Source organism: Comamonas sp. CMM03, assembly GCF_019218715.1.
Taxonomy (GTDB): Bacteria; Pseudomonadota; Gammaproteobacteria; order Burkholderiales; family Burkholderiaceae_C; genus Comamonas; species Comamonas terrigena.
The window spans coordinates 377,818-397,092 of record NZ_JAHUXB010000001.1; the positions used below are offsets into that span (position 1 = coordinate 377,818).

The window sequence follows — 19,275 nt, forward strand, 5'->3', positions numbered from 1 at the left end:
ATCAGCGCATTGATCATCCACGCCGCACCGAGGTACATCTACAGACGATCAGGGCGCGGCCTTCAAGGACTGTGTTGGCGATTGCCGTCGTTCAGAGCTTCTAGAGGCTGAGCCAGCCTGAAGCCGACTTTTGAGGTTAGCTTTGCAGCGTTTGCGGTCGTTCAACTGCGAGTCTAGTGAGAACGGTCGTGGCTACCTAGTAGCCGCCCCCGAAGTTAGTCGCCGGCCGAAAGGCTGGTTTAGAGCTTTAAGTCACACTATCAGCGAGCCTCGGCGTTTGAGGTCAGGTCCAGTTCTTCGTGTGGAACTTCGCCCGCGGGTGCTTGCTCATCGCTCCCCGTCCTGCTCGGACGTAGGACCTCGCCCGCGTGCCTCGGCTGACTTATGCAACAACGACCTTACTTCTCGCACGAACGTTTAGCGTCAATCGAAAGTTGGAATCGTGGGGCCGGTAGCACCCTGATAGCGACCACTATACGGCTTCGAGACCTCGCTACTGCATCTCATTATGTACATCTGCGCTACTTCCGCTCCCGGTCGAAGCGCTACGGAGAACGGCGAGTGATTTATGAGCTCGAGAGTAATTTTTCCCGAGTATCCCGGCTCGACTTGACCATCATTCGCCGTCGCCGAAACAAACATTCTGGCAAGGCTACCCTTTGTTTGTATTAAACCGAAATAGCCTTTGGGCATTGTATAAATGTCCTGTGAACAGGCAAGTACGCACTCTCTCGGCCCAAGAATCAAACTATCTGCAATTTGCTCTGATTTGCGAAAATATGAATTATGATCGATGGGTGACCCATAATTTATTGGGGATAAATTGTCTGAAGGTGTCTGAAGGCGATGAATCTGTCGATCTAACTTAATCTGGATTGAAAACTCTTCGATGAGATTTTCACTGCAAATGCTAAATGACTTGGCAATGCCGGCCAAGTTATCGGATACTACTATCATGGTGCTTTATTTTGCGAAGGCGCGGGTGCTGCTGACGTCGATGGAGAACTGGGTGGGGTGGATTGGGGTGCGGAGGTTTTGGGTGTTGTTGGGAAATTTGGCTGCAGAACGAAGTGCACTAAAAATGCTGCCATCATTGAGCCACCCAAGAGAGTAACTACCCATGTGACCAGTTGATTAACATTTCTCCCGAGCCATTGAGAAATACGATCGACGAATGGAGTAGGCTTCGAAACTAGTACACTGTTCTTGGTGACGGGAGATTGGAACTGAGTAGTCTCAGTCGAGAAAAATATGACTGAGCCAAGCTTTTCACCTTTTTTTAAAGTGTATTTGAGAGCTGTGGTATTGAATAAGCGAAGCTTTAGATTCCCAGAGAATGATGGCTCGACTTTTGCAGGTGCGATTAGGATACCCTTATCGAGAAACAAGCTGCCGGTCGGTAATAGTACTCCATACATATTGTGTGGTATTCGAATTTCTTCAGCTGCTGTAACTACGATAGATCCGTGTCTTAAGATGCGCATACCTTCTTCGGAAATTTTGTGCATCTCGTTGGACGTGGGGCCATACTTCTCACTCCACTGATCGCCTACTGTCAGATCAATAGAGAACGCGTCTACGTTTTCATGCTTTGCAAGCCAAAGTAGGCTTCTGTCTGACGCTGCGTAATTGGAAAAAGACTGCGGATCGCTAGTAACCCGATTTTTAATGTGTACGACACTCACTATACTTGCCTCTCTTCGTTCGGGGAGTCGATACGCCCTTGATTCCACTGACCACGATATTGAGTCGAGCCCTTTTTTACCTGCATCAGCACGAGATGGCAGAAGCGTGCTCCTAGTGCGATTCGAAAACCCTCGGGGTTGCTTACGGTAAGACCAAAGGTTAATGGCCCCTCGTACCCAGGCGGTGTGATACTTGTATGTAACTCTACGCCGCTTCGAAAGAGTGTGCTTCTCGGAAATATCATGCCTGCCATGTGCGCGGGTAGATTCATCTTCTCCATCGTTGTTGCTAAATACCAGCGCTTTGGCTCCAAGGTGAAGACACCGTCCGAATCTGGGTCTATTGGGATTGCTTTGGGGGTCTGCCGAGTTTCGATCAACAGTGATCCTTTGCCTTGGAGGGTGTGGATGCCAGACAAGCGAAGGTCAAAGCCAACACCTTCTGGATCAAAAAGCTCTCTTTCGGAGAGATTCAAGATAGGCGATGACCACTTCCTTGTGGAGATTGCTTTGGGTGGAATGATCACGGTTGTCCTCAGTCTTTGAAATCTGCACGTAGTCGCTTGTCAAGCGTGAATTATCACTTCTCAGTAGACCCAGTTCGAGATCAGCCTTGCACTGCTCTTCTACATCCCTTCCATGGGCACTTCTAGAAAGCGCCTAATTAGGCCAGTATGGCAAGCGCCTCCAAGTGGGTCTATCGGCTGCCACGGAATCAGTACGGCTGTCGCACCCAGGGCAGCTCTGAGGCCGCCCGCTTGGCCTTGGCAGGAGTCCGACGTCAAGTGCTTGTTCTGGGAAGAAGCTGAGGAGCTCGATGCGCTGGCTGATCATGGGAGCCACTAGCCGGGAGGCATTCGCATCAAGTTGGTTGCAATAGAGGTTCCAAGAGGTGCCCAAATGGTTGTAAGACTGAGGGATGAAGATCAGACTTGCTACGGAGCGTAGCTTTAGTGACCGTTCCTAAAGGGCAGAATTACAAAGTGGGAGATCGTAGTGGACTGGTTACGTCGAGTTGGCCGCGCCAGACCAGTTGGCACTTGTCGGACGACTGGTATCAGATGAGCAACGGTCATACTTTGTACCTTCAATTGAATAATAGTTGCTGCTCAAAGCAACTGCTCAGACTGCAGGCTGCGAATGACTCTGGTTCGCCTCAAGCGGTTAGCGGAGACATTGCCTAGTCAATGAGTTGTTTCTGACTGATCTTTGATTGACCAGAAACAGCGCTCATCAGCCTACCGCCTAGGACGTTGCTCTGGCCAGCCACGCCCCAGTAGCCCGCCAAAGTCATGGCGCACGCTGTTAGCGGCGTCCCATCTGCAGCCCGCGCACTATCTCCCGCCCTCAACCCCGAAACACCGGCACCAAATCGACCTCCGCAGGAATACGTACCTTGCGGTGCAACTGGTGCAGGTCTTTCCAGTCCTGGCCGTTATAGCCCTGGACCTTTTCCTCGATCATCTGGGCCTTGCACACCGGGCAGCCGAGCAGGGTGGTGTGAACCTGCAGAGCGCCTTGCTCCACATTTTCCAGTTCGGCATCGGTCTGGATAAGGGGCGCAAAATCAGGCCCATCGATCGGAACGGCAAACAGACGGTCGTAATAGGCTCCAGCGCTGTCGGCGTCCGCAAACCTCTTGGTCTTGTTGGCCATGGAGCGCAGATAGCGGCTGCACGTCTCGGATACGGGCAGCTACTTCAGGTAGCAAAATACGGCCATGCATCCTACCAGCAGACCCAGAAAATGCAGGACGGCGATGCCGTAGCCCAGGCGGCCCACCTCGCCGACATCGGACAGCGCCTTGCCCACGTTAGCCTGTCAGAGCATGGCGCGCCCGGAGCGTCGCAGCGACCACAGCCCTGCGGCGGTCAGCGATGCCAGCACGGCACCAAAGGCAAACGTGCCCTGAAAGCCCACGGCATCCCACAGCGCGCCGGCAATCACGCTGGCCAGCAGCAGGGCCACGCCGGTCAGCAGGTGGTACATGCCGAAGGCGGTGCCGCGCAGCGCATCGGGTGCGTTGTCCGCAATCAGGGTGTTGAACAGTCCCTGGGTAAAGCCCATGTGCAGGCCCCACAGCGCGGTGCCTATGGCTAGGCCCACCAGGCCCGGTACCAACGCCAATACCAGATCGGCTGCAATCAGCAGAGCCAGCCCCACCAGCAGCAGGTCCAGTCGGCGCATGCGGTCGGACAGCACCCCCGCCGGGTAGGCTGACAGCGAATAGGCCAAGCCCATCACCACCAGCACCGCCGGTGCCCACATCGGCGGCAGACCGGCGTATTCGGCACGCAGAATCAGAAACGCCTCGCTGAAGCGCGCCAGCGTGAAAACCAGGCCGATGCCCACCACCCACCAGTAGGCCGCCCCCAGGCCCACCAGATCGCTGCGGCGCAGCGGCAGCTTGCGTGGGCGCTGTGCGACAGGCAGCCGGGGTTCGCGCACGCAGAACACCAGCACGGCCACGGCCACAAAGGCCGGCAGCACCGCAAACCAGAAGACCAGCCGGTAGTTGTCTGCCGTCCACCACATCAGCACCATGGCCAGCAAGGGGCCGGTGAAGGCGCCAATGGTGTCTAGCGTCTGCCGCAGGCCGTAGGCGGTGCCGCGCAGTTCGGGCGGGGTCACATCGGCCACCAGGGCGTCGCGTGGCGCACCGCGGATGCCTTTGCCGATGCGGTCCACCAGCCGCGCACCCACCAGCCATTCCAGCCCCGTGCCCAGAGGGAACACAGGCTTGGTCAACGCTGCCAGACCGTAGCCGACCACGGCCAGCAGCTTGCGCTTGCCAAAGCGGTCGCTGAGTGCGCCAGAAAACACCTTGACGATGGAGGCCGTGGTTTCGGCCAGCCCTTCGATCAGGCCCACGGCCAGCACCGAGGTGCCGAGCACCGTCACCATGTACAGCGGCAGCAGGGCGTGGATCATCTCGGAAGAGATGTCCATGAACATGGAGATAAAACCCAGCGCCCACACGCTGCGGGGCACGGCCCGGGCGCCACGCGGAGCGGGGGCAGGCGCTTCAGCGGTTTTCTTCATGGGCGTCGTACACCATCTGGGCGTAGCCATCGAGCAGGGCCTTGCAGGCGCGCAGGCGTTCGGCAGCGGTGGCGGCTAGGGGGGCGTCGTAGAAGTCCAGCTTGCGGATCTTGTCGAACCAGGCTTCCAGTTTTTTCAGGTCGGTCTCTTCCTCGTCCAGCTCGGCGTAGGTGAACTTCTGGATTGCAATCTCCTTGGCAATCTCGGTCTCGAAGTCCCGGCAGCGCCCCAGCAATTCGCCGTACTGCTCGTCGCGGTCGGCCTTGAAGCGGTTCACCACCTTGTCCTCTTGCCGCCGGTCCAGCGCAATGGTTTCCAGCAGCACGCAGTCGCCCTCCATGGCGGCGATGTCGTTCTCCAGCACCTTGAGGCGGCGCACATGCTCATCGGTCTTGGGCAGCACGCATACGCCGTTCTGCAGGTACACGGCCCCCAGGCCCTTGAGCCGGCGCCACAGCGCCAGGCGTTTGGAAGAGGGCTCGGCAGGCACCTTGTAGGTCAGCAGCAGCCACTTGATTGCATCCATCGCATTGAAGTGAAAGTAACGACCGTTTCATTTTAATGATGAATTCTGCTTCTCGGTGCTGAAGCGACAGATCGCGGCCTTTGCCCCCATCAGGCCATGGCCTACTGCGCTGTGCTCTACGGTGCTGCGCCTGTCCGACCTATGCGCCACGACGGTCATTGGCCGCATGCCCAGGGTGGGGCGCCCACTGGGCCCGGGCCACCGCGGCGCGAACGGCTTCCGCGCCTAGTCGCATCGGCTCGCCATGCCGTCGCCGAGCTCATGGCCCTGGCGCCGCCCCCTGCCCACCGGCCAGCAGCTGCCGCACCAAGGGATGGTTCTGGCCGCGCCTGGACCAGATGGCGTGCACCTCTTCGGCCACGTCGGGGCTGCTGCCCAGCTGGCGCAGTCCGCGCACCAGGCTGACATCCTTGGCGCCCAGCTCGCTCACCGGAAACACTCCCAGCCCTCTGGCCGCAAACACGGCCAGCAGGGCACTGTCCTCAAACTCGCCCACCACTCGGGGTCGTACGTGGATGGCATGGAACCACTGGTCCAGGGCCGCCCGCAGCGGTGAATGGGAGGTGGGCAACAGCACTGGCAGGTGCTCCAGGGAGCGGGGGAAATGGTCCCGCGCCGACTTCTTCACCAGGGAGGTGGGGCCGAACCACTGGATGGTGGAGCGGGCAATGCGCTCGCTGCGCAGGCGGCGGTTTGGGTTGGGCGGCGCGGCCTGGCCGGCCAGCACCACGTCCAGCTGGTGCAAGGCCAGCTCGGAGAGCAGTTCCTCAAACTCGCCCTCATGGCACACCAGGCGCAGCTGCGGGGTGGCCAGCACCGGCTCCAGCAGCGCATGCGCGGCCAGCTTGGAGATGCCGTCAGACAAGCCCACGGACAGCCTGACGGTGCCGGTGCTAGCGGCTTCGCGCACTTCATCGGTGATGCGTTGCCCCAGGTGGAACACCTCGTCGGCCCGGGCAAACGCGGCCTGGCCGGCATCGGTCAGCGCCACCCCCCGGCCGGACGGCTTGAGCAACTGGTGGCCCAGCGCTTTCTCCAGATCGCGCACCTGCATGCTGACGGTCTGCACCGCCATGCCCAGGCGCTCGGCCGCGCGCGAGAAGCCGCCTTCCTGGACAACGATCCAGAAGTAATAGAGATGTCGGAAGTTCAGCATGCTCATATCGATAAAACCGAATACTTGATTCGGTAAAAACTGATAGATCGCATGGTGCCAGCTAACGATACTGCTCGACCGATATTTGTGAAGGAAGCTGGATGTTTTTTGCGCTCACCTGGGGCCTTGCCTTTGTACTTTTGGCGCTGTGGTCGCTGACCTGCTGGAGCCTGCACGCCGTCACGCTGTGGGCCATTACCAGCGCGGGCACGATGGCGGGCGGAACCGCCGTGGTGGACGCCGCACTGGTGCCCGCATGGCTGCAGATCTGGATGCCGCCCGAGATGGTGGAACTGTTCCAGGCCCTGGTGGCTTCGTTCGGGCCGATGGTGCAATGGCTGCTGACCATGGTGCCGGCGCTTGGGGGGCTGGTGACCGTGCTGGCCTGGGCCATCTGGGGATTCGGGGCGTTGGCCGTGGTGGCGCTGGCCTTTGGCGCCCGGATGGTGGTGGGCTTGCTCACGCGCCAGCGCCTGCAGCCCAACGCCACGCGTGTATGACAGGCGCATAACAGGCGCATGAACGGTGTCTGGCAGGGCCCATGGCCGCTGCACCGTGCGGCGGGCCAGGAGGGCGCTTGCCGCCCGGGACCTGGCGGTAGCCCGGCTGGGCATTGCGGGCGCGGTGGTGCCCCATCACATCAGGCCTTGGCCTGCTGTCCTGCGCCCGCCAGCCGCATGCGCCCGGTGGTCATCAGCAGCATGCCCAGGATGGCGGCGGCGCCCCCGCCCAGCAGGCTGGCGGTGAGGGCCTCACCCTGCCAGACGCTGGAAAACAGCATGCCGAACAGCGGCACCAGTGCCATATAGGCGGCTGCGGCGCCAGCGCCCAGTTCCTGCACGCCTTGCAGGTACCAGGCATAGGCCAGCGCCGTGGCGCCCACGGCCAGCGCCACCAGGCTGTACCAGGCCGTGACCGGGGCGTGTACCAGGCTGCCCCAGCCGGAAGGGCCTTCCAGCACCAGGCTGGACGCCAGCAGCAGCACCGCGCCCAGCAGGGCGGTGGCCGTGGTGGTGGTCGGCGCCTCCACCCGGGTCAGCACGGTGCGGCCCACCAGGGTGTAGGCCACCCAGCAGGCGGCGCAGCCCAGCAGCAGCCATTCGCCCGCGCCGGATGCTGCCGACAGCAGGGCCAGCGGATTGCCGCTACCCAGGGCATACAGCGCGCCGGTCACGGCCAGCCCCAGGCCCAGGCACATCACCGCGTTGCAGCGTTCGCGGAACAGCAGCACTGCAAACACCAGGGTCAGCACCGGGTTGAGCGCCACCACCATGGCCGCCTTGCCCGCAGGCACGGTCTGCAGCGCCCAGAGAAAGCACACAGAATAGCCCAGCACGCCCACTGCCGCGGCGGCGGTCAGCCCCCCCCACTGGCGGGTGGACAGGGCGCGCAAGCTGCCCAGCCGGCCGCTGCGCCACAGCCACAGCAGCAATACCGCGCTGGCCAGCCCGAAACGCAGGCTGGCGGCGGCCAGCGGGGGCATGGCCTGCGCCACGGCGCGGCCCCAGGGCCAGGAAGCGCCCCACAGGGCGGCCATGCCGATCAACTGAAGGTGTGTGAAAGTGCGGTGTGTCTGCATGGCGCGGTACTATCTGCTCATTCATATTCATCGTCGAATGAGTAAATACTCATGACTTTCACGCAGCTTGAAGTCTTTGCCGCACTGGCCCGGGTGGGCAGCTTTTCCCGGGCGGCGCAGATGCTCGGCATCTCGCAAAGCGGGGTCAGCCATGCCATCAAACAGCTGGAGACGGAGCTGGGCGTCACCCTGTTCCTGCGCGAAGGGGCGGCCGCCACGGTGACCGAGGTGGGGGGCCGGCTGCTGGCCCGCGCCAATGACATCCTGCAGCAGAAAGAGGCGCTGCAGCAGGAAGCCGATGCCGAGCAGGGCATGGCCCGGGGCACCTTGCGCATTGCCTCGTTCGGCGCCACCTCGTCCTTGCGCCTGCTGCCCCAGTTGCTGGCGCGCTACCAGAGCGCGCACCCGCTGGTGGAGGTGCAGATCGAAGAAGCCACCGACGAGGTGGTGGTGCAATGGCTGCTGGAGCGGCGTGTGGAACTGGGCTTTGTGGTGCTGCCCGACGAGCGCTTTGACACCTTGCCGCTGACCGAGGACGAACTGGTGGCCGTGCTGTCATCCGCCCACCCGCTGGCCGCCAAGTTCGCCGTGCGCGCCATGGATCTGCATGGCCAGCCCTTTATCCGCACCTCGGCCGGCTCCGGCCCGCACATCGACGCCTTTCTGGCGCAGGAGGGGGCGGTGCCCCGCACCCTGTTCCGGTTTGAACAGCTCAGCTCCATGATGGGCTTTGTGGCCCAGGGCAATGCGCTCACCATTGCGGCACGGCTGGCGCTGCCCAGCCCTCCGGACGGCGTGGTCTACCGCCCGCTGAAGCCGCGCCGCAGCCGGGCCATCGCCCTGGCGGCGCTGCGCATTGACAAACTCTCGCCGGCGGCTGCCGCCTTTGTCGAGACCACCCGCAAGGCGCGCAAGCACTGGGTGATGGACTGAGGGGGAGGGGGCTGGCGATGGACTGGCGCTGACTGACGCCTATGCAGTCGCCCCGGCAGTCCCCCTGAACGGGCCGCTGCGGTGGGCCATCGGTTGCCGTGCAGCGCTGCCGCTGCCGGGCCCTCCGCCAGTCAGCCAGTCAGCCAGATGGCATGCCCGTGGTGCAGCAGTCCGCCATCACCTGCCGCAACCAGGTCAGCGCCGGGTCCGTGTCCTTGCGGATGTGCCAGGCCTGCTGGTATGCCAGCTTGGGCAACTGCAACGGGGGCGGAAATTGCCGCAGCTGCCGGAACGCACGCAGCGGGCCCACCGCACGCCGTGCAATGGTCAGCACCAGATCGGTGTCGGGCAGCAGTTCCACGGCGGCGCTCCAGTGGGGCAGGGCCACGGTGATGCGGCGTTGCAGGCCCATGGCCGCCAAAGCGCGCTCGATTTCATCGTTGGCATCCGGGCGCAGTGCCACCATCACATGGGGGCGCTCCAGCCACTGCGCCAGGGTCAGGCCGCTTTGGTCCGGCACGGCCGTCTTGTCGGCCAGGCAGATGAAGTCCTCTTCAAACAGGGTCTGCACCTGGATGTCTTGCGGCACCTCCGGAAAGATGCCCAAGGCCAGATCCAGCTCGCCATCGGCCAGCTGCGCCAGCATCGCGTCGCGGCTGGCCTGGCTGATGGCGAAGTCAAACCCTGGCGCATGTACGCGCACATAGCGCATCAGGTCCGGCAGCACTAGGCGTGCCGCGTAATCCGACAAGGCCAGCCGGAACCGGCGCCGCTCCTGCAGCGGGTCGAACGGGGCGGTGCCCAGCAGGGTGTTGAGCTTGCCCAGCGCTTCCGACAGGGGCTGCAGCAGGGCATTGCCTCGGGCCGTCAGCTCCAGCTTGCCGCTTTTGCGGACCAGCAAGGGGTCGTTGAAGTGTTCACGCAGCTGCGCCAGCGAATGGCTCACGGCCGGCTGGCTTTTGTGCAGGCGCAAGGCGGCCCGGGTCACGTGTTTTTCTGTCAGCAGGGCATGCAGCGCCAGCAGCAGGTTCAGGTCGATGCGGCGTAAATCATCCATGCGGCGAATAGTACATGTGCATATAAACGATTTTCATAAACACACCGGATGCGTGACCATGCAGTCACTGGTTCACAACAATGCAAGGAATGACCGAAATGAACAGCAAGATGGCCTTGATGACCGCACTGGGCATGGCCCTGGCCGCCGGTGCGGTGCTGCCTTTTCAGGCCGCCGCCAATGCCAACGTGGGGCGCGCGCTGGGCCACCCGCTGTTGGGGGCCATGGCCTCGCTGACCGTCAGCGTGGCCGTGATCGTTCCGCTGCTGCTGGCGGTCAAAGCCCCCAGCCCGAATGTCAGCGCCGCCCTGCACGGCCCCTGGTGGCTGTGGGTGGGCGGGGTGCTGGGCGCGCTGTACGTGGGCAGCGCCACCGTGCTGACGCCCAAGCTGGGCGCCGGGAGCTTTCTGGTGGCCGTGGTCGCCGGGCAAATGGTCACAGCGGTGCTGGTGGACCACTACGGCCTGATGGGGCTGACCCCCCGGCCCATCAACGCCATGCGTGTGCTGGGCGTGCTGCTGATTCTGGGTGGGGTGTTTCTGATCCAGGGCGGGGGCAGCAAGCAGCCGGTGAAGCCGGTGGCCATGCCCGTGCCTGCCAGCACCGGCTTGGGCACCTCCTGAGCGCGGACAGAGAACATGCGGAGCGCTTGGGGACCCGTGGTGGGTAAGCCACCGCGCACCACGCCGCACTGCGCACACCACCCCCTGGGTGACCTTCGCCGGCCCCGTTCCCATATTGCTCGACAAGGTTGGGCAAGTCGGCGTACACACCGGATCATGCACAGGGTGAAGTACAGGATGAAACCTGGGTCCCCTGGCTCCAGGCGACAGTGTGAGTTGGGGTGAGAACGCCCCTAAGGCGCGCGGCCCACAGCGCACCAGGCTTTCAAAGGAGATTCCCATGCATCCATTCCGCATCCAGCGTATCGACCACATCGTGCTGCGTGCCAGCGACCTGGAGCGCAGCATCCGCTTCTACCAGCAGGTGCTGGGCTGTGAACTGGTCAAGCGGCGCGAGGACCTGGGCATGGTCCATCTGCGTGCCGGCGCATCCATGATCGATCTGGTCGATGTGCAAGGCCCGCTCGGGCGTGCGGGCGGTGGACCCGCCTTGCCTGGCGAGCGCCGGAACGTCGACCATTTCTGCCTGCGCATCGATCCTTTTGACGAAGCCGCGCTGCTGGCGCATCTGGCCAGCCATGGCGTAGCGGCAGAGAAAGCCGAGGAGCGTCTGGGGGCCGAAGGCACAGGGCCCTCCCTCTACTGCAGCGATCCGGACCACAACCGGGTGGAACTCAAAGGCCCGGCGAACGCCGCGTGACTGAGGGGGAGGTTCTTTCCCTGGGGTGCTGTCACCATCGCCGGCCAGATGCTGTACCTGCCTTGACGGCCGGCCCGACGCAAGTCCACGGCCAGCCCACGGCATGGCAGGCCTGGGCCGGGCCTGTGCTGGCTCTGTACGTCAGCGCTCCGTGCCAGCGGGCAGCAGCAGAATCTTGCCGATATTGGCACCGGACTCCATGTGCTGGTGCGCCTGCGCGGCGTCTGCCAGCGCAAAGCGGCGGTCGATCACCGGCCGGATCGTGCCCGCCTCCAGGGCGGCAAGCCATTGCTTGGCAAAGCGCTGCACCATGGCCTGTTTGACTTCGGGTGTGCGTGACTTCATTACCGTGCCAAAGATCTTCAGGTGGCGGTACAGCACCGCGTCCATGGGCAAGCTGGCGTTGGCCGCGCCACCCAGCAGGCCTACGCACACCATGCGCCCGCCCACAGCCAGGGACCGCACATTGGCCTCCAGGTAGGGTGCACCCACAAAGTCGATCACCACGTCCACACCTTTGCCCTCGGTCGCCTGGGCCACCACGGTCTGGAAGTCCTCGCTGCGGTAGTCGATGCACACATCCGCGCCAAATCCCAGAACGGCTTCGCGCTTGTCGCCGCTGGCCGTGGCAAACACCCGGGCGCCCGCCGCATGGGCCAGCTGCACGGCGGCCGAGCCGACGCCCCCCGCCGCCGCATGGATCAGCACCGATTCCCCGGCGCGCAGGCCCGCCAGGTGAAACAGCGCCTCGTGCGCGGTCACAAAGACCTCGGCCACGGCACCGGCCTCCACCAGGTCCAGGCCCTGGGGAACATGCATGGCCATGCGGTGGTCGATGCGCGACAGCTCCGCATAGGCGCCGCCGCCCACAATGCCCATCACCCGGTCGCCCACGGCGAAACCCTGCACCTGCGGGCCCACAGCCTCCACGGTGCCTGCAATCTCCAGGCCCATGGTGTCGGCATCGCCAAAATAGGCGCGGCCGTAGGCGCCCTTGCGGTGCAGCAGGTCGGCGCGGTTCACGCCGATGGAGGCATTGCGCACCAGCAGGTCGTGCGGGCGCACCTCGGGAATAGGCAGGTCGCGGGGCACCAGCACTTCGGGGCCGCCAAAGTCGTCAAACACAATGGCCTGCATGGTGGTGGGCAGTGGGACGGCTTGCGAGGCGGGGAGGGCGGAGAGGGACAAGGTGGATGGGGCGGAAAGGGTGGACATAGGCATGTGCTGAAAATATCTTGAGGCCCCGAAGGTTACGCCGCCCGCCTGCTTTTATGATGCAGCGATTTCGCTCTGTAGTGATGCAAATTTGCATCAGCAGAATACCGGGCACACATCAGTCAAATATCAGCCAAACATCAGTCAGTCAGCAGGCCAATCACCATGAACTGGGACGACACCCGCATCTTTCTTGCCCTGACCCGCACGCCTTCCCTGCGCGCCGCTGCGCGCAGCCTGGGGGTGGACCAGGCCACGGTCGGGCGGCGCCTGAACGCGCTGGAATCCGAGCTGGGGGCCAAGCTGTTTCTGCGCGCCAAGGACGGCTACCTGCTCACCGCCGCAGGCGAAACGGCACTGGCCGCCGCGCGGCGCATGGAAAGCGCCGCGCTGGAGCTGCGCACCAAGATCGAGGGGCAGGACGAGCACCCGGGCGGGCTGGTGCGCGTGACCAGCACCGATTCCATCGCCATCGACCTGCTGCTGCCTGCGGTGGAGCAGCTGCAGCAGCAGTGGCCGAACATCCGGGTGGACCTGGAAGTCTCCACCCAGCTGCTCAGCCTCAGCCGCCGGCAGGTGGACATCGCGTTTCGCAATGTCCGGCCCGACGCCCCGGATCTGGTGGTGTGCCGGGTGGCGGCCTGGCCCGTGGGCCTGTTTGCCAGCCCAGCCTATCTGGCGCGTTTTGGCGAACCCGTTCCGGAGGACGAGCTGCGCGGCCACCACCTGGTGGTCTACGCACCCTACCTGGAGCAGGGCCCGTTTCTGACCATGGCCGGCGTGCCGGCACGCCAGGCCCGGATTGCCATGACCGTGCGCTCCAGCCTGCTGGTGCGCAAGGCGGTGGCGGCCGGCATCGGCCTCGGGGAAATGCCCGTGTGGATGGGTGAACGCGAAGGCCTGGTCCGCATCTGGCCGCAACGCCGCCGCCCGAACGACTACGAAGTCTGGCAGGTCATGCACCCCGATCTGCAGCGCACTGCCCGCGTGCGTGCAGCGGCGCAGTTTCTGTCTGCGGCCTTTGAGGTGGAGTAAGCCGGCCAAGCCGCAAGCCGCAGGTCGCGCAACAGTGAGGCAGGGGCAGGGGGCGTGCGCCGGCTGAATCCACCACCCTAGGCGGACAGCCTTTGCGCACCTTTTGGCATGCCGGATGCTGCCGCGACAAACTCCGATGGCGGGCATCCAAAAGTCTTCTTGAATGCCACAGAGTAGGCGCTGTGGCTTTCATAGCCGCTCTCCAGGGCGACGTGGGTGATGGGCATGCCCTGGAGCAGCTTCTCGATGGACTGCATCAAACGCATCTTCTGCCGCCACTGGCCCAGGTTCATGCCCGTGCTTTTCAGAAAGCGCCGGTGCAGGGTTTTGGACGTGATCGCATAGCGTTGGGCCAGATCCTCGGCCGTGCTGGCCTGTGCCGGATGGCGCACCAGGTGTTCACACACGGTGCCCATCAGCTTGTCATCGGGCCAGGGCAGATGAAACGGCAGGTGCGCCACCGTTTTCAGCTCCTCCACCAGCAACTGACCCAGGAGTGCATCGCGCGGCTGGAACGGCGCCTGGTGGGGCACCTGCACCAGGGCGGTGATGAGTTCCCGCATCAGCGGGGAGATGTGCACCACGCAATCGATGGGGGGCAGCCCCGCTTCCAGGTGCTCGCCCACAAAAATGCCATGGGCGGTGACGGCCGTCATCGCCTTGAGCTGGTGCCGTACGGAAGGGCGCAGCCATACGGCCGTGGTGGGGGGCACCAGCCATTGCCCGGTCGAAGCCTGCACCAGCAACACCCCTGTCGACGCGTAAATCAGGTGTCCGCGCGGGTGGCTGTGGAACGGAACCACATGCTCTGCGGGGTAGCGCTCCACTACCCCGGTTGCGGCCAGTGGGGAGGCATGTGCGGGGTCCAGATCCAGTCTGTGGCCGCCACGGCTGTGTGCAGCAAAGCCCATGGGGTATGTCCAAATTGATAAAAAGAATGGGAATTTTTTGATAGATGCCTTTGGGGCAGAAGTCTAGAGTGTGTGCATTGCTTCCCACAAGTCTTTCTTCGTGAACCCCTTGCACACCTTCCCGCTATCCCTGCTAGCCCTGACACCCGGTCGGGGTCTGCACGCATGCGGCTGCCCATGGTTGCATGCAGGTTTCCCCAGATCCCGACCGCAGCCAAGCTCCTGAGAGCAGGGAAACCAGCACATTCATCTCCCCCATTGAGGCTTCCATGCTGGCCATTCCCTCTCAAAAATACCGCGCTTATCCTGTTGTCAACCTGCCTGATCGCCAATGGCCATCCCGCACGCTGGCGCAAGCGCCCATCTGGCTTTCTACCGACTTGCGTGACGGAAACCAGGCCCTGTTCGAGCCGATGAACCGTGAACGCAAGCTGCGCCTGTTCCACCAACTGGTGGGGATGGGGTTCAAGGAAATCGAAGTCGGCTTCCCCTCGGCATCGCAGACCGATTACGACATCGTGCGCCACCTGATTGATGCGCAGCTGATTCCGGCCGACGTGACGCCCATGGTCATCACGCAGCTGCGCGAAAACCTGATCACCACCACGGTGCACAGCGTGGCCGGTGCCCGGCGCGTGATCGTCCATCTCTACAACGCCATCGCCCCGGCTTTTCGCGAGATCGTCTTCGGCATGGACGTGCCGCAGATCATTGCGATGGTGGAACACCACATCCACCTGCTCAAGCGCCTGACCCAGGCACACCCGGAGACCGAATGGGTGCTGCAGTACTCGCCGGAGACCTTTTGCATGGCAGAACTGGAGGTGTCGCTGCAGGTGTGCAACGCTGCCATTGCCGCCTGGGACGCAGGGCCGCAGCGGCCCATGATCATCAATCTGCCAACCACCGTGGAGGTGTCCACGCCCAATGTCTTCGCCGACCAGATCGAATGGATGGACAGACACCTGGCCCGGCGTGAACACATCGTCCTGTCCGTTCACCCGCACAACGACCGGGGCACTGGCGTGGCCTGCGCCGAGCAGGCGCTGCTGGCCGGTGCCCAGCGGGTGGAGGGCTGCCTGTTTGGCAACGGCGAACGCAGTGGCAATCTGGATGTGGTCACGCTGGCCTTGAACCTCTATACCCAGGGCATCGCGCCAGGCCTGGACTTTTCGGATATTTCCGGCATTGCACGCATTGCCGAGGAATGCACGGCGCTGCCCATCCACCCGCGCCATCCGTATGTGGGCGACCTGGTGTTCACCGCGTTCTCGGGCTCCCACCAGGATGCCATTGTCAAAGGCTTTGCCGCGCAAAAACCGGATGCCTTGTGGCGGGTGCCTTACCTGCCCATCGACCCCAAGGATTTGGGGCGTACCTATGACAGCATAGTCCGGGTCAACAGCCAGTCGGGTAAGGGCGGGATCGCCTACCTGCTGCAACGTGACCATGGCATGGTGCTGCCACGGCGTATGCAGATTGAATTCAGCGCGATTGTGCAGGCCATGGCGGACGGCAGCGAAGCCGAACTCTCCAGCCAGCAGATATGGGACTTGTTCCAGTCCACCTATATGCAGCCACACCAGACAGCGGCATCCATGCACTACCTGGGCCACCGGCTGTTTGACGACGCCCAGGGGCAAGGGATTGAACTGCGGTGGCTGGATGCACAAGGCCAGCCGCAGACCCGCATTGGCACTGGCAACGGCCCCATTGCGGCGACTGTGGCCGCCTTGAACCTGCCTGTCCGCATCGACAGCTACGAGGAGCGCAGCGTGGGCACCGGTGCCGAAGCATCCGCCGTCGCAATCGTGGAAGCGTCCTTCCCCGGTGTCCCGGGCTCCAGATTCGGTGCGGGCAAGGATGCCAATATCGTGAAAGCCTCTGTGCTGGCAGTGCTCAACGCCGCCATGCGATTTGGCCACGGCGCAGGCTGATGCGGTGCATGCTGCCCTTTCACTGGCAAGTGCAGGGCAGTATTTACGGCTGTTTTTAGCAGCAGAAAGCAGGTAGACAGGCAGTTAGGCATGCTCGCGCACCACCGGCATGGAACCCGCGGGTGGTGTGTGCTCCAGCCTGGAGGCGGGCTGTTTTCTGACCCTGGCCGGCGTGCCGGTATGGCAGGCCTGGATTGCCATGACCCTGCGCTCCAGCCCGCGGGTGCCTACGGCGGCGCAGTTCCTGTCTGCGGCTTTTGAGGTGGAGCAAGCCTCTTCAACCCAAAGTGGCGGGCCGGTGTGGCAAGGGCAGTGTGGCGCGTGCGAATCCACCGCCAGAAACTATCCTGTCAGCAGTGCGGGTGGAGGCCTGTGGCTGACAACAGGCTACCTTGAACGTCGGCTCCCGACTGCGGATTCAGCAGATCGATGCAACCATTGCAGTCATCCAAAGGCCGATAAATCCTGCTCGGCAATGCACACTCCCAAGTACAAAAAACGCCCTCAATCGTGGGGCGTTTTTCTGTGGTGTGTGGCTGCTAGATCAGTAGCTGGAACCACCGCCATAGCCATCATTGCCATAGCCAACATTCGGGCGAGAGCTGGCGCGGAATTCGCGTTTTTCACCGAATCCACGTCCTTCCTCGCGAGGTTTTGCAAGGTTGACGACGATCGAACGACCATCGACGGACATCCCATTCAGCGCAGTAATAGCGGCTTGGGACGCATCGGCAGATGCCATTTCCACAAATGCAAAGCCTTTAGAGCGCCCGCTGTCACGATCCATCATGACTTTGGCGGAGGTAACGCTTCCGAATTCAGCAAAGTTGCTTTTCAGGCTGGAATCGGTCACGGAGTAAGGCAGGTTGCCCACGTAAATTTTGGTGCTCATGGAAGGAGCCTTTTCTATTTGTGATGTGCCAATGATGGACGCATCGTTTGAATATGGCTGTGGGAGTGGGAGTCCGTAGCAACCGGATAAAGTTGAGCGCTTGTCTACAGCTCAGCTCATTGAGGGCTGCATGGACGTATGCAGCCAGCCTTGCGTCACAGCATAAATTTTTGCTGCTTCGGTTGAGGCAAATGTTTTGTCAAAGCGAAAAATACGGCAGTAGCTGCTGTTTTGCTTTGTGCGCTGAAGTGCGAAAGAAGCTTGGAAGCGACCGCAATGGGTCTTAAGCGATGTGGGCGTAACAAAGTACTTGCCCATGGCAATAGGAGAAAGTGGAATTTAGTTCAATCTGAGAGCAGACCAAGAGGCCTGCATGAGCTTTTGATAACTCGATTGGCTGAAGCTCTACAGCCAACGGCGCGAGAAACCTCGCGAAAATTTTTTCAGAGGAATTTTGACCTCTGAAGTACGTCGCGAGAAAGCTGGTTGAAGCTGCTTCGCAACGGTGTTTATCATAAGTCTTTTTTATAAAAAAGACAACTTTTATTATTTTTTTGGATTTTTCTTTCTTTTTGGGATGGTCTGCGTTTCGATGGACGAATGCTCTATCCGCGATAGCGCTTGTCTTATCGATTGTCTGCTCTTGGCCGACTGCAGACAGGTCTGTTCACCACCGTTGCGGCGCCCCGCAGGAGGTGGTGCTGCTCCACACACCGTGATGGCATGCCAGCGCAAGAGGGGCTGCCGACAGTCAAGCGCGTCAAGATGCTGGTGCCGCTTCAGCGCCATGGCTGGCGGGCTCCAGGGCGCGCACCTGCGCCACCGATAACTCCCCCCGCCAGGGTGACCGTGTGGGCCAGCCGTGCAATCGGCCGGTAATGAGGGGGAGAGGGCCGCAACGGGTCGGTAGCGGCACTTCCAGAAACGCAAAAGCTGTCACTCGAGCCTGGCATATGCCCAGCGACCGAGTGACAGCTTGGAGGTGTGAAGCCGCCCTGAAAGGCGGTCTCAGTTCAATGGCGGTTGTTTTGGCGGGGGGAGCCGCAGTCACTGGCTGTGCGCCGGTGGCACATGGCAGCCGGCCTGTGAACGCTTACTCTGCTGAAAAAAAATCAGCTGTGCAGCAGGAAAACGGTCTAGTCGATCAGCTTGCCATTGCTATCCCAGAACGGGTGTGGGCCATCAAAGGCGCCGCTGTATGCGGTGTGACTGACCATCCGCCCTGACGCCGGCAGCGCATGCAGCATGAACCCGGGGGGCTCCAGCGTCCAGGCCGAAAGCGCATCCTCCGACAGGTCCAGACACACCTGGTGTGCAGGCGCTGGTGAAGTCATGGCCACCGTGCCACCGAATGCCACCTGAATGCTGCGGTGCAGGTGGCCGCATATGACACGTTCCACATTGGGGTGGCGGCTGACGATGGCCTCCAGCTCCTGGGCATCTTGCAGCAAGCCAATGCGGTCCATGTGCCCAATAAGTGTCTGAAATGGCGGATGGTGCATGGCAATCACCACCGGGCGACCTTGGGAGGATGCCAGCTCATTTTCCAGCCATGCAAGGCGCTTGGCGCACAGGCTGCCCTCGCTTTTTCCTGGCGTGACCGTATCCAGTGCCAGCAGCCGCAAATCACCGATGTCCACCGCGTATTGCAGAAACTCTCCATCCGATGGCAGATAGGCAAATTCTGGAAATGCATCCCGCAGGCCGTGGCGCTCGTCGTGGTTGCCGGCCAGCAGGTAGATAGGCATAGACCCCAGCGGGCTCAGCAGTTCACGCAGGTGCGCATATTCCGCCGCTCTGCCAAAGTCCGTGAGATCGCCTGTGATCACCATGGCGTGCGGCTTCTGGGGCAATCGCAAGATCGCCTGGATCGTGTTGCGCAGATAGTCCGCCGTGTCAATGCGCCGATAGGTGAGCCTGCCTGGTTCGCGGATATGCAGGTCGGTGATTTGCAGGAGCAAAGTCGTCATATCAAACATCCCCA

At 62.2% G+C, this 19,275-nt stretch carries 19 protein-coding genes; 6 read left to right on the plus strand and 13 right to left on the minus strand.

All coding sequences use genetic code 11. The annotated features are described in order from the left end of the window. Positions 1-953 precede the first annotated feature (953 nt). The 6 genes from KW830_RS01760 to KW830_RS01785 all read right to left on the minus strand — a co-directional run bounded on the left by KW830_RS01760 (position 954) and on the right by KW830_RS01785 (position 6,409). Positions 954-1,685 carry a hypothetical protein gene (locus tag KW830_RS01760; RefSeq protein ID WP_218331789.1) on the minus strand — a complete coding sequence of 244 codons (732 nt, stop codon included), beginning with the start codon at positions 1,683-1,685 and terminating at the stop codon, positions 954-956. Further along, complete coding sequence (locus KW830_RS21510) at positions 1,685-2,212, minus strand: hypothetical protein (protein WP_218331791.1); 528 nt, start codon at positions 2,210-2,212, stop codon at positions 1,685-1,687. The genes KW830_RS01760 and KW830_RS21510 overlap by 1 nt, the downstream gene beginning before the upstream one ends. Positions 2,213-3,032: 820 nt before the next feature. Continuing rightward, entirely contained in the window at positions 3,033-3,341 is a 309-nt protein-coding gene (locus KW830_RS01770; RefSeq protein ID WP_218331793.1) for a hypothetical protein, read from the minus strand. A 165-nt stretch (positions 3,342-3,506) separates the two neighbouring features. Further along, positions 3,507-4,727, minus strand: coding sequence for an MFS transporter (locus KW830_RS01775; RefSeq protein ID WP_218331795.1), 1,221 nt, complete (start codon positions 4,725-4,727; stop codon positions 3,507-3,509). Further along, complete coding sequence (locus KW830_RS01780; RefSeq protein ID WP_218331797.1) at positions 4,711-5,253, minus strand: Chromate resistance protein ChrB; 543 nt, start codon at positions 5,251-5,253, stop codon at positions 4,711-4,713. The genes KW830_RS01775 and KW830_RS01780 overlap by 17 nt, the downstream gene beginning before the upstream one ends. A gap of 259 nt (positions 5,254-5,512) precedes the next feature. Continuing rightward, entirely contained in the window at positions 5,513-6,409 is an 897-nt protein-coding gene (locus KW830_RS01785) for a LysR family transcriptional regulator (protein ID WP_218332585.1), read from the minus strand. Positions 6,410-6,510: 101 nt separating this feature from the next. Between KW830_RS01785 and KW830_RS01790 the strand changes: the two genes are divergently transcribed. Beyond that, positions 6,511-6,909 carry a hypothetical protein gene (locus KW830_RS01790; protein WP_218331799.1) on the plus strand — a complete coding sequence of 133 codons (399 nt, stop codon included), beginning with the start codon at positions 6,511-6,513 and terminating at the stop codon, positions 6,907-6,909. Positions 6,910-7,049: 140 nt separating this feature from the next. Here KW830_RS01790 and KW830_RS01795 read toward each other — a convergent pair whose 3' ends face one another. Continuing rightward, complete coding sequence (locus KW830_RS01795) at positions 7,050-7,988, minus strand: DMT family transporter (protein WP_218331801.1); 939 nt, start codon at positions 7,986-7,988, stop codon at positions 7,050-7,052. Between the two features lie 51 nt (positions 7,989-8,039). Between KW830_RS01795 and KW830_RS01800 the strand changes: the two genes are divergently transcribed. Next, positions 8,040-8,921 (plus strand): LysR family transcriptional regulator, encoded by an 882-nt coding sequence (locus KW830_RS01800; RefSeq protein WP_218331803.1) that lies wholly within the window; start codon positions 8,040-8,042, stop codon positions 8,919-8,921. 139 nt (positions 8,922-9,060) lie between these two features. Here the strand turns inward: KW830_RS01800 and KW830_RS01805 are convergent, their stop codons facing one another. Continuing rightward, positions 9,061-9,978: a LysR family transcriptional regulator gene (locus tag KW830_RS01805; protein ID WP_218331804.1), complete on the minus strand. Its 918-nt coding sequence runs from the start codon at positions 9,976-9,978 to the stop codon at positions 9,061-9,063. 89 nt (positions 9,979-10,067) lie between these two features. Here KW830_RS01805 and KW830_RS01810 point away from each other — a divergent pair, with 89 nt between their 5' ends. Continuing rightward, positions 10,068-10,601, plus strand: coding sequence for a DMT family transporter (locus tag KW830_RS01810; RefSeq protein ID WP_255578033.1), 534 nt, complete (start codon positions 10,068-10,070; stop codon positions 10,599-10,601). 280 nt (positions 10,602-10,881) lie between these two features. Beyond that, positions 10,882-11,301, plus strand: coding sequence for a VOC family protein (locus KW830_RS01815; RefSeq protein ID WP_218331805.1), 420 nt, complete (start codon positions 10,882-10,884; stop codon positions 11,299-11,301). A 141-nt stretch (positions 11,302-11,442) separates the two neighbouring features. Here KW830_RS01815 and KW830_RS01820 read toward each other — a convergent pair whose 3' ends face one another. Continuing rightward, entirely contained in the window at positions 11,443-12,438 is a 996-nt protein-coding gene (locus KW830_RS01820) for an NAD(P)H-quinone oxidoreductase (RefSeq protein WP_218332587.1), read from the minus strand. 243 nt (positions 12,439-12,681) lie between these two features. Here KW830_RS01820 and KW830_RS01825 point away from each other — a divergent pair, with 243 nt between their 5' ends. After that, the gene (locus tag KW830_RS01825; protein WP_218331806.1) at positions 12,682-13,551 is read left to right on the plus strand and encodes a LysR family transcriptional regulator; all 870 of its coding nucleotides are present in this window, start codon (positions 12,682-12,684) and stop codon (positions 13,549-13,551) included. A 77-nt stretch (positions 13,552-13,628) separates the two neighbouring features. On the opposite strand, the gene KW830_RS01830 is transcribed toward KW830_RS01825, so the two are convergent. Next, a complete protein-coding gene (locus tag KW830_RS01830; protein ID WP_218331807.1) occupies positions 13,629-14,462 on the minus strand; it encodes a helix-turn-helix domain-containing protein in 834 nt (277 codons plus the stop codon). Between the two features lie 269 nt (positions 14,463-14,731). On the opposite strand from KW830_RS01830, the gene KW830_RS01835 reads away from it, so the two are divergent. Beyond that, entirely contained in the window at positions 14,732-16,399 is a 1,668-nt protein-coding gene (locus KW830_RS01835; protein WP_218331808.1) for a 2-isopropylmalate synthase, read from the plus strand. A 544-nt stretch (positions 16,400-16,943) separates the two neighbouring features. Here KW830_RS01835 and KW830_RS01840 read toward each other — a convergent pair. The 3 genes from KW830_RS01840 to KW830_RS01850 form a co-directional block, all read right to left on the minus strand. Then, complete coding sequence (locus KW830_RS01840; RefSeq protein ID WP_083520221.1) at positions 16,944-17,291, minus strand: RNA-binding protein; 348 nt, start codon at positions 17,289-17,291, stop codon at positions 16,944-16,946. A 111-nt stretch (positions 17,292-17,402) separates the two neighbouring features. Further along, entirely contained in the window at positions 17,403-17,609 is a 207-nt protein-coding gene (locus KW830_RS01845) for a hypothetical protein (RefSeq protein WP_083520220.1), read from the minus strand. A gap of 818 nt (positions 17,610-18,427) precedes the next feature. Further along, a complete protein-coding gene (locus tag KW830_RS01850; RefSeq protein WP_218331809.1) occupies positions 18,428-19,261 on the minus strand; it encodes a phosphodiesterase in 834 nt (277 codons plus the stop codon). Positions 19,262-19,275: the final 14 nt, after the last annotated feature.

Coding starts and splice junctions, on each gene's coding strand:
- KW830_RS01770 (WP_218331793.1), bottom strand. CDS start 3,341: ATGGCCAACAAGACCAAGAGGTTTGCGGACGCCGACAGCGCTGGAGCC.
- KW830_RS01775 (WP_218331795.1), bottom strand. CDS start 4,727: ATGAAGAAAACCGCTGAAGCGCCTGCCCCCGCTCCGCGTGGCGCCCGG.
- KW830_RS01780 (WP_218331797.1), bottom strand. CDS start 5,253: ATGGATGCAATCAAGTGGCTGCTGCTGACCTACAAGGTGCCTGCCGAG.
- KW830_RS01785 (WP_218332585.1), bottom strand. CDS start 6,409: ATGCTGAACTTCCGACATCTCTATTACTTCTGGATCGTTGTCCAGGAA.
- KW830_RS01790 (WP_218331799.1), top strand. CDS start 6,511: ATGTTTTTTGCGCTCACCTGGGGCCTTGCCTTTGTACTTTTGGCGCTG.
- KW830_RS01795 (WP_218331801.1), bottom strand. CDS start 7,988: ATGCAGACACACCGCACTTTCACACACCTTCAGTTGATCGGCATGGCC.
- KW830_RS01800 (WP_218331803.1), top strand. CDS start 8,040: ATGACTTTCACGCAGCTTGAAGTCTTTGCCGCACTGGCCCGGGTGGGC.
- KW830_RS01805 (WP_218331804.1), bottom strand. CDS start 9,978: ATGGATGATTTACGCCGCATCGACCTGAACCTGCTGCTGGCGCTGCAT.
- KW830_RS01810 (WP_255578033.1), top strand. CDS start 10,068: ATGACCGAAATGAACAGCAAGATGGCCTTGATGACCGCACTGGGCATG.
- KW830_RS01815 (WP_218331805.1), top strand. CDS start 10,882: ATGCATCCATTCCGCATCCAGCGTATCGACCACATCGTGCTGCGTGCC.
- KW830_RS01820 (WP_218332587.1), bottom strand. CDS start 12,438: ATGCAGGCCATTGTGTTTGACGACTTTGGCGGCCCCGAAGTGCTGGTG.
- KW830_RS01825 (WP_218331806.1), top strand. CDS start 12,682: ATGAACTGGGACGACACCCGCATCTTTCTTGCCCTGACCCGCACGCCT.
- KW830_RS01830 (WP_218331807.1), bottom strand. CDS start 14,462: ATGGGCTTTGCTGCACACAGCCGTGGCGGCCACAGACTGGATCTGGAC.
- KW830_RS01835 (WP_218331808.1), top strand. CDS start 14,732: ATGCTGGCCATTCCCTCTCAAAAATACCGCGCTTATCCTGTTGTCAAC.
- KW830_RS01840 (WP_083520221.1), bottom strand. CDS start 17,291: ATGAGCACCAAAATTTACGTGGGCAACCTGCCTTACTCCGTGACCGAT.
- KW830_RS01845 (WP_083520220.1), bottom strand. CDS start 17,609: ATGGGCAAGTACTTTGTTACGCCCACATCGCTTAAGACCCATTGCGGT.
- KW830_RS01850 (WP_218331809.1), bottom strand. CDS start 19,261: ATGACGACTTTGCTCCTGCAAATCACCGACCTGCATATCCGCGAACCA.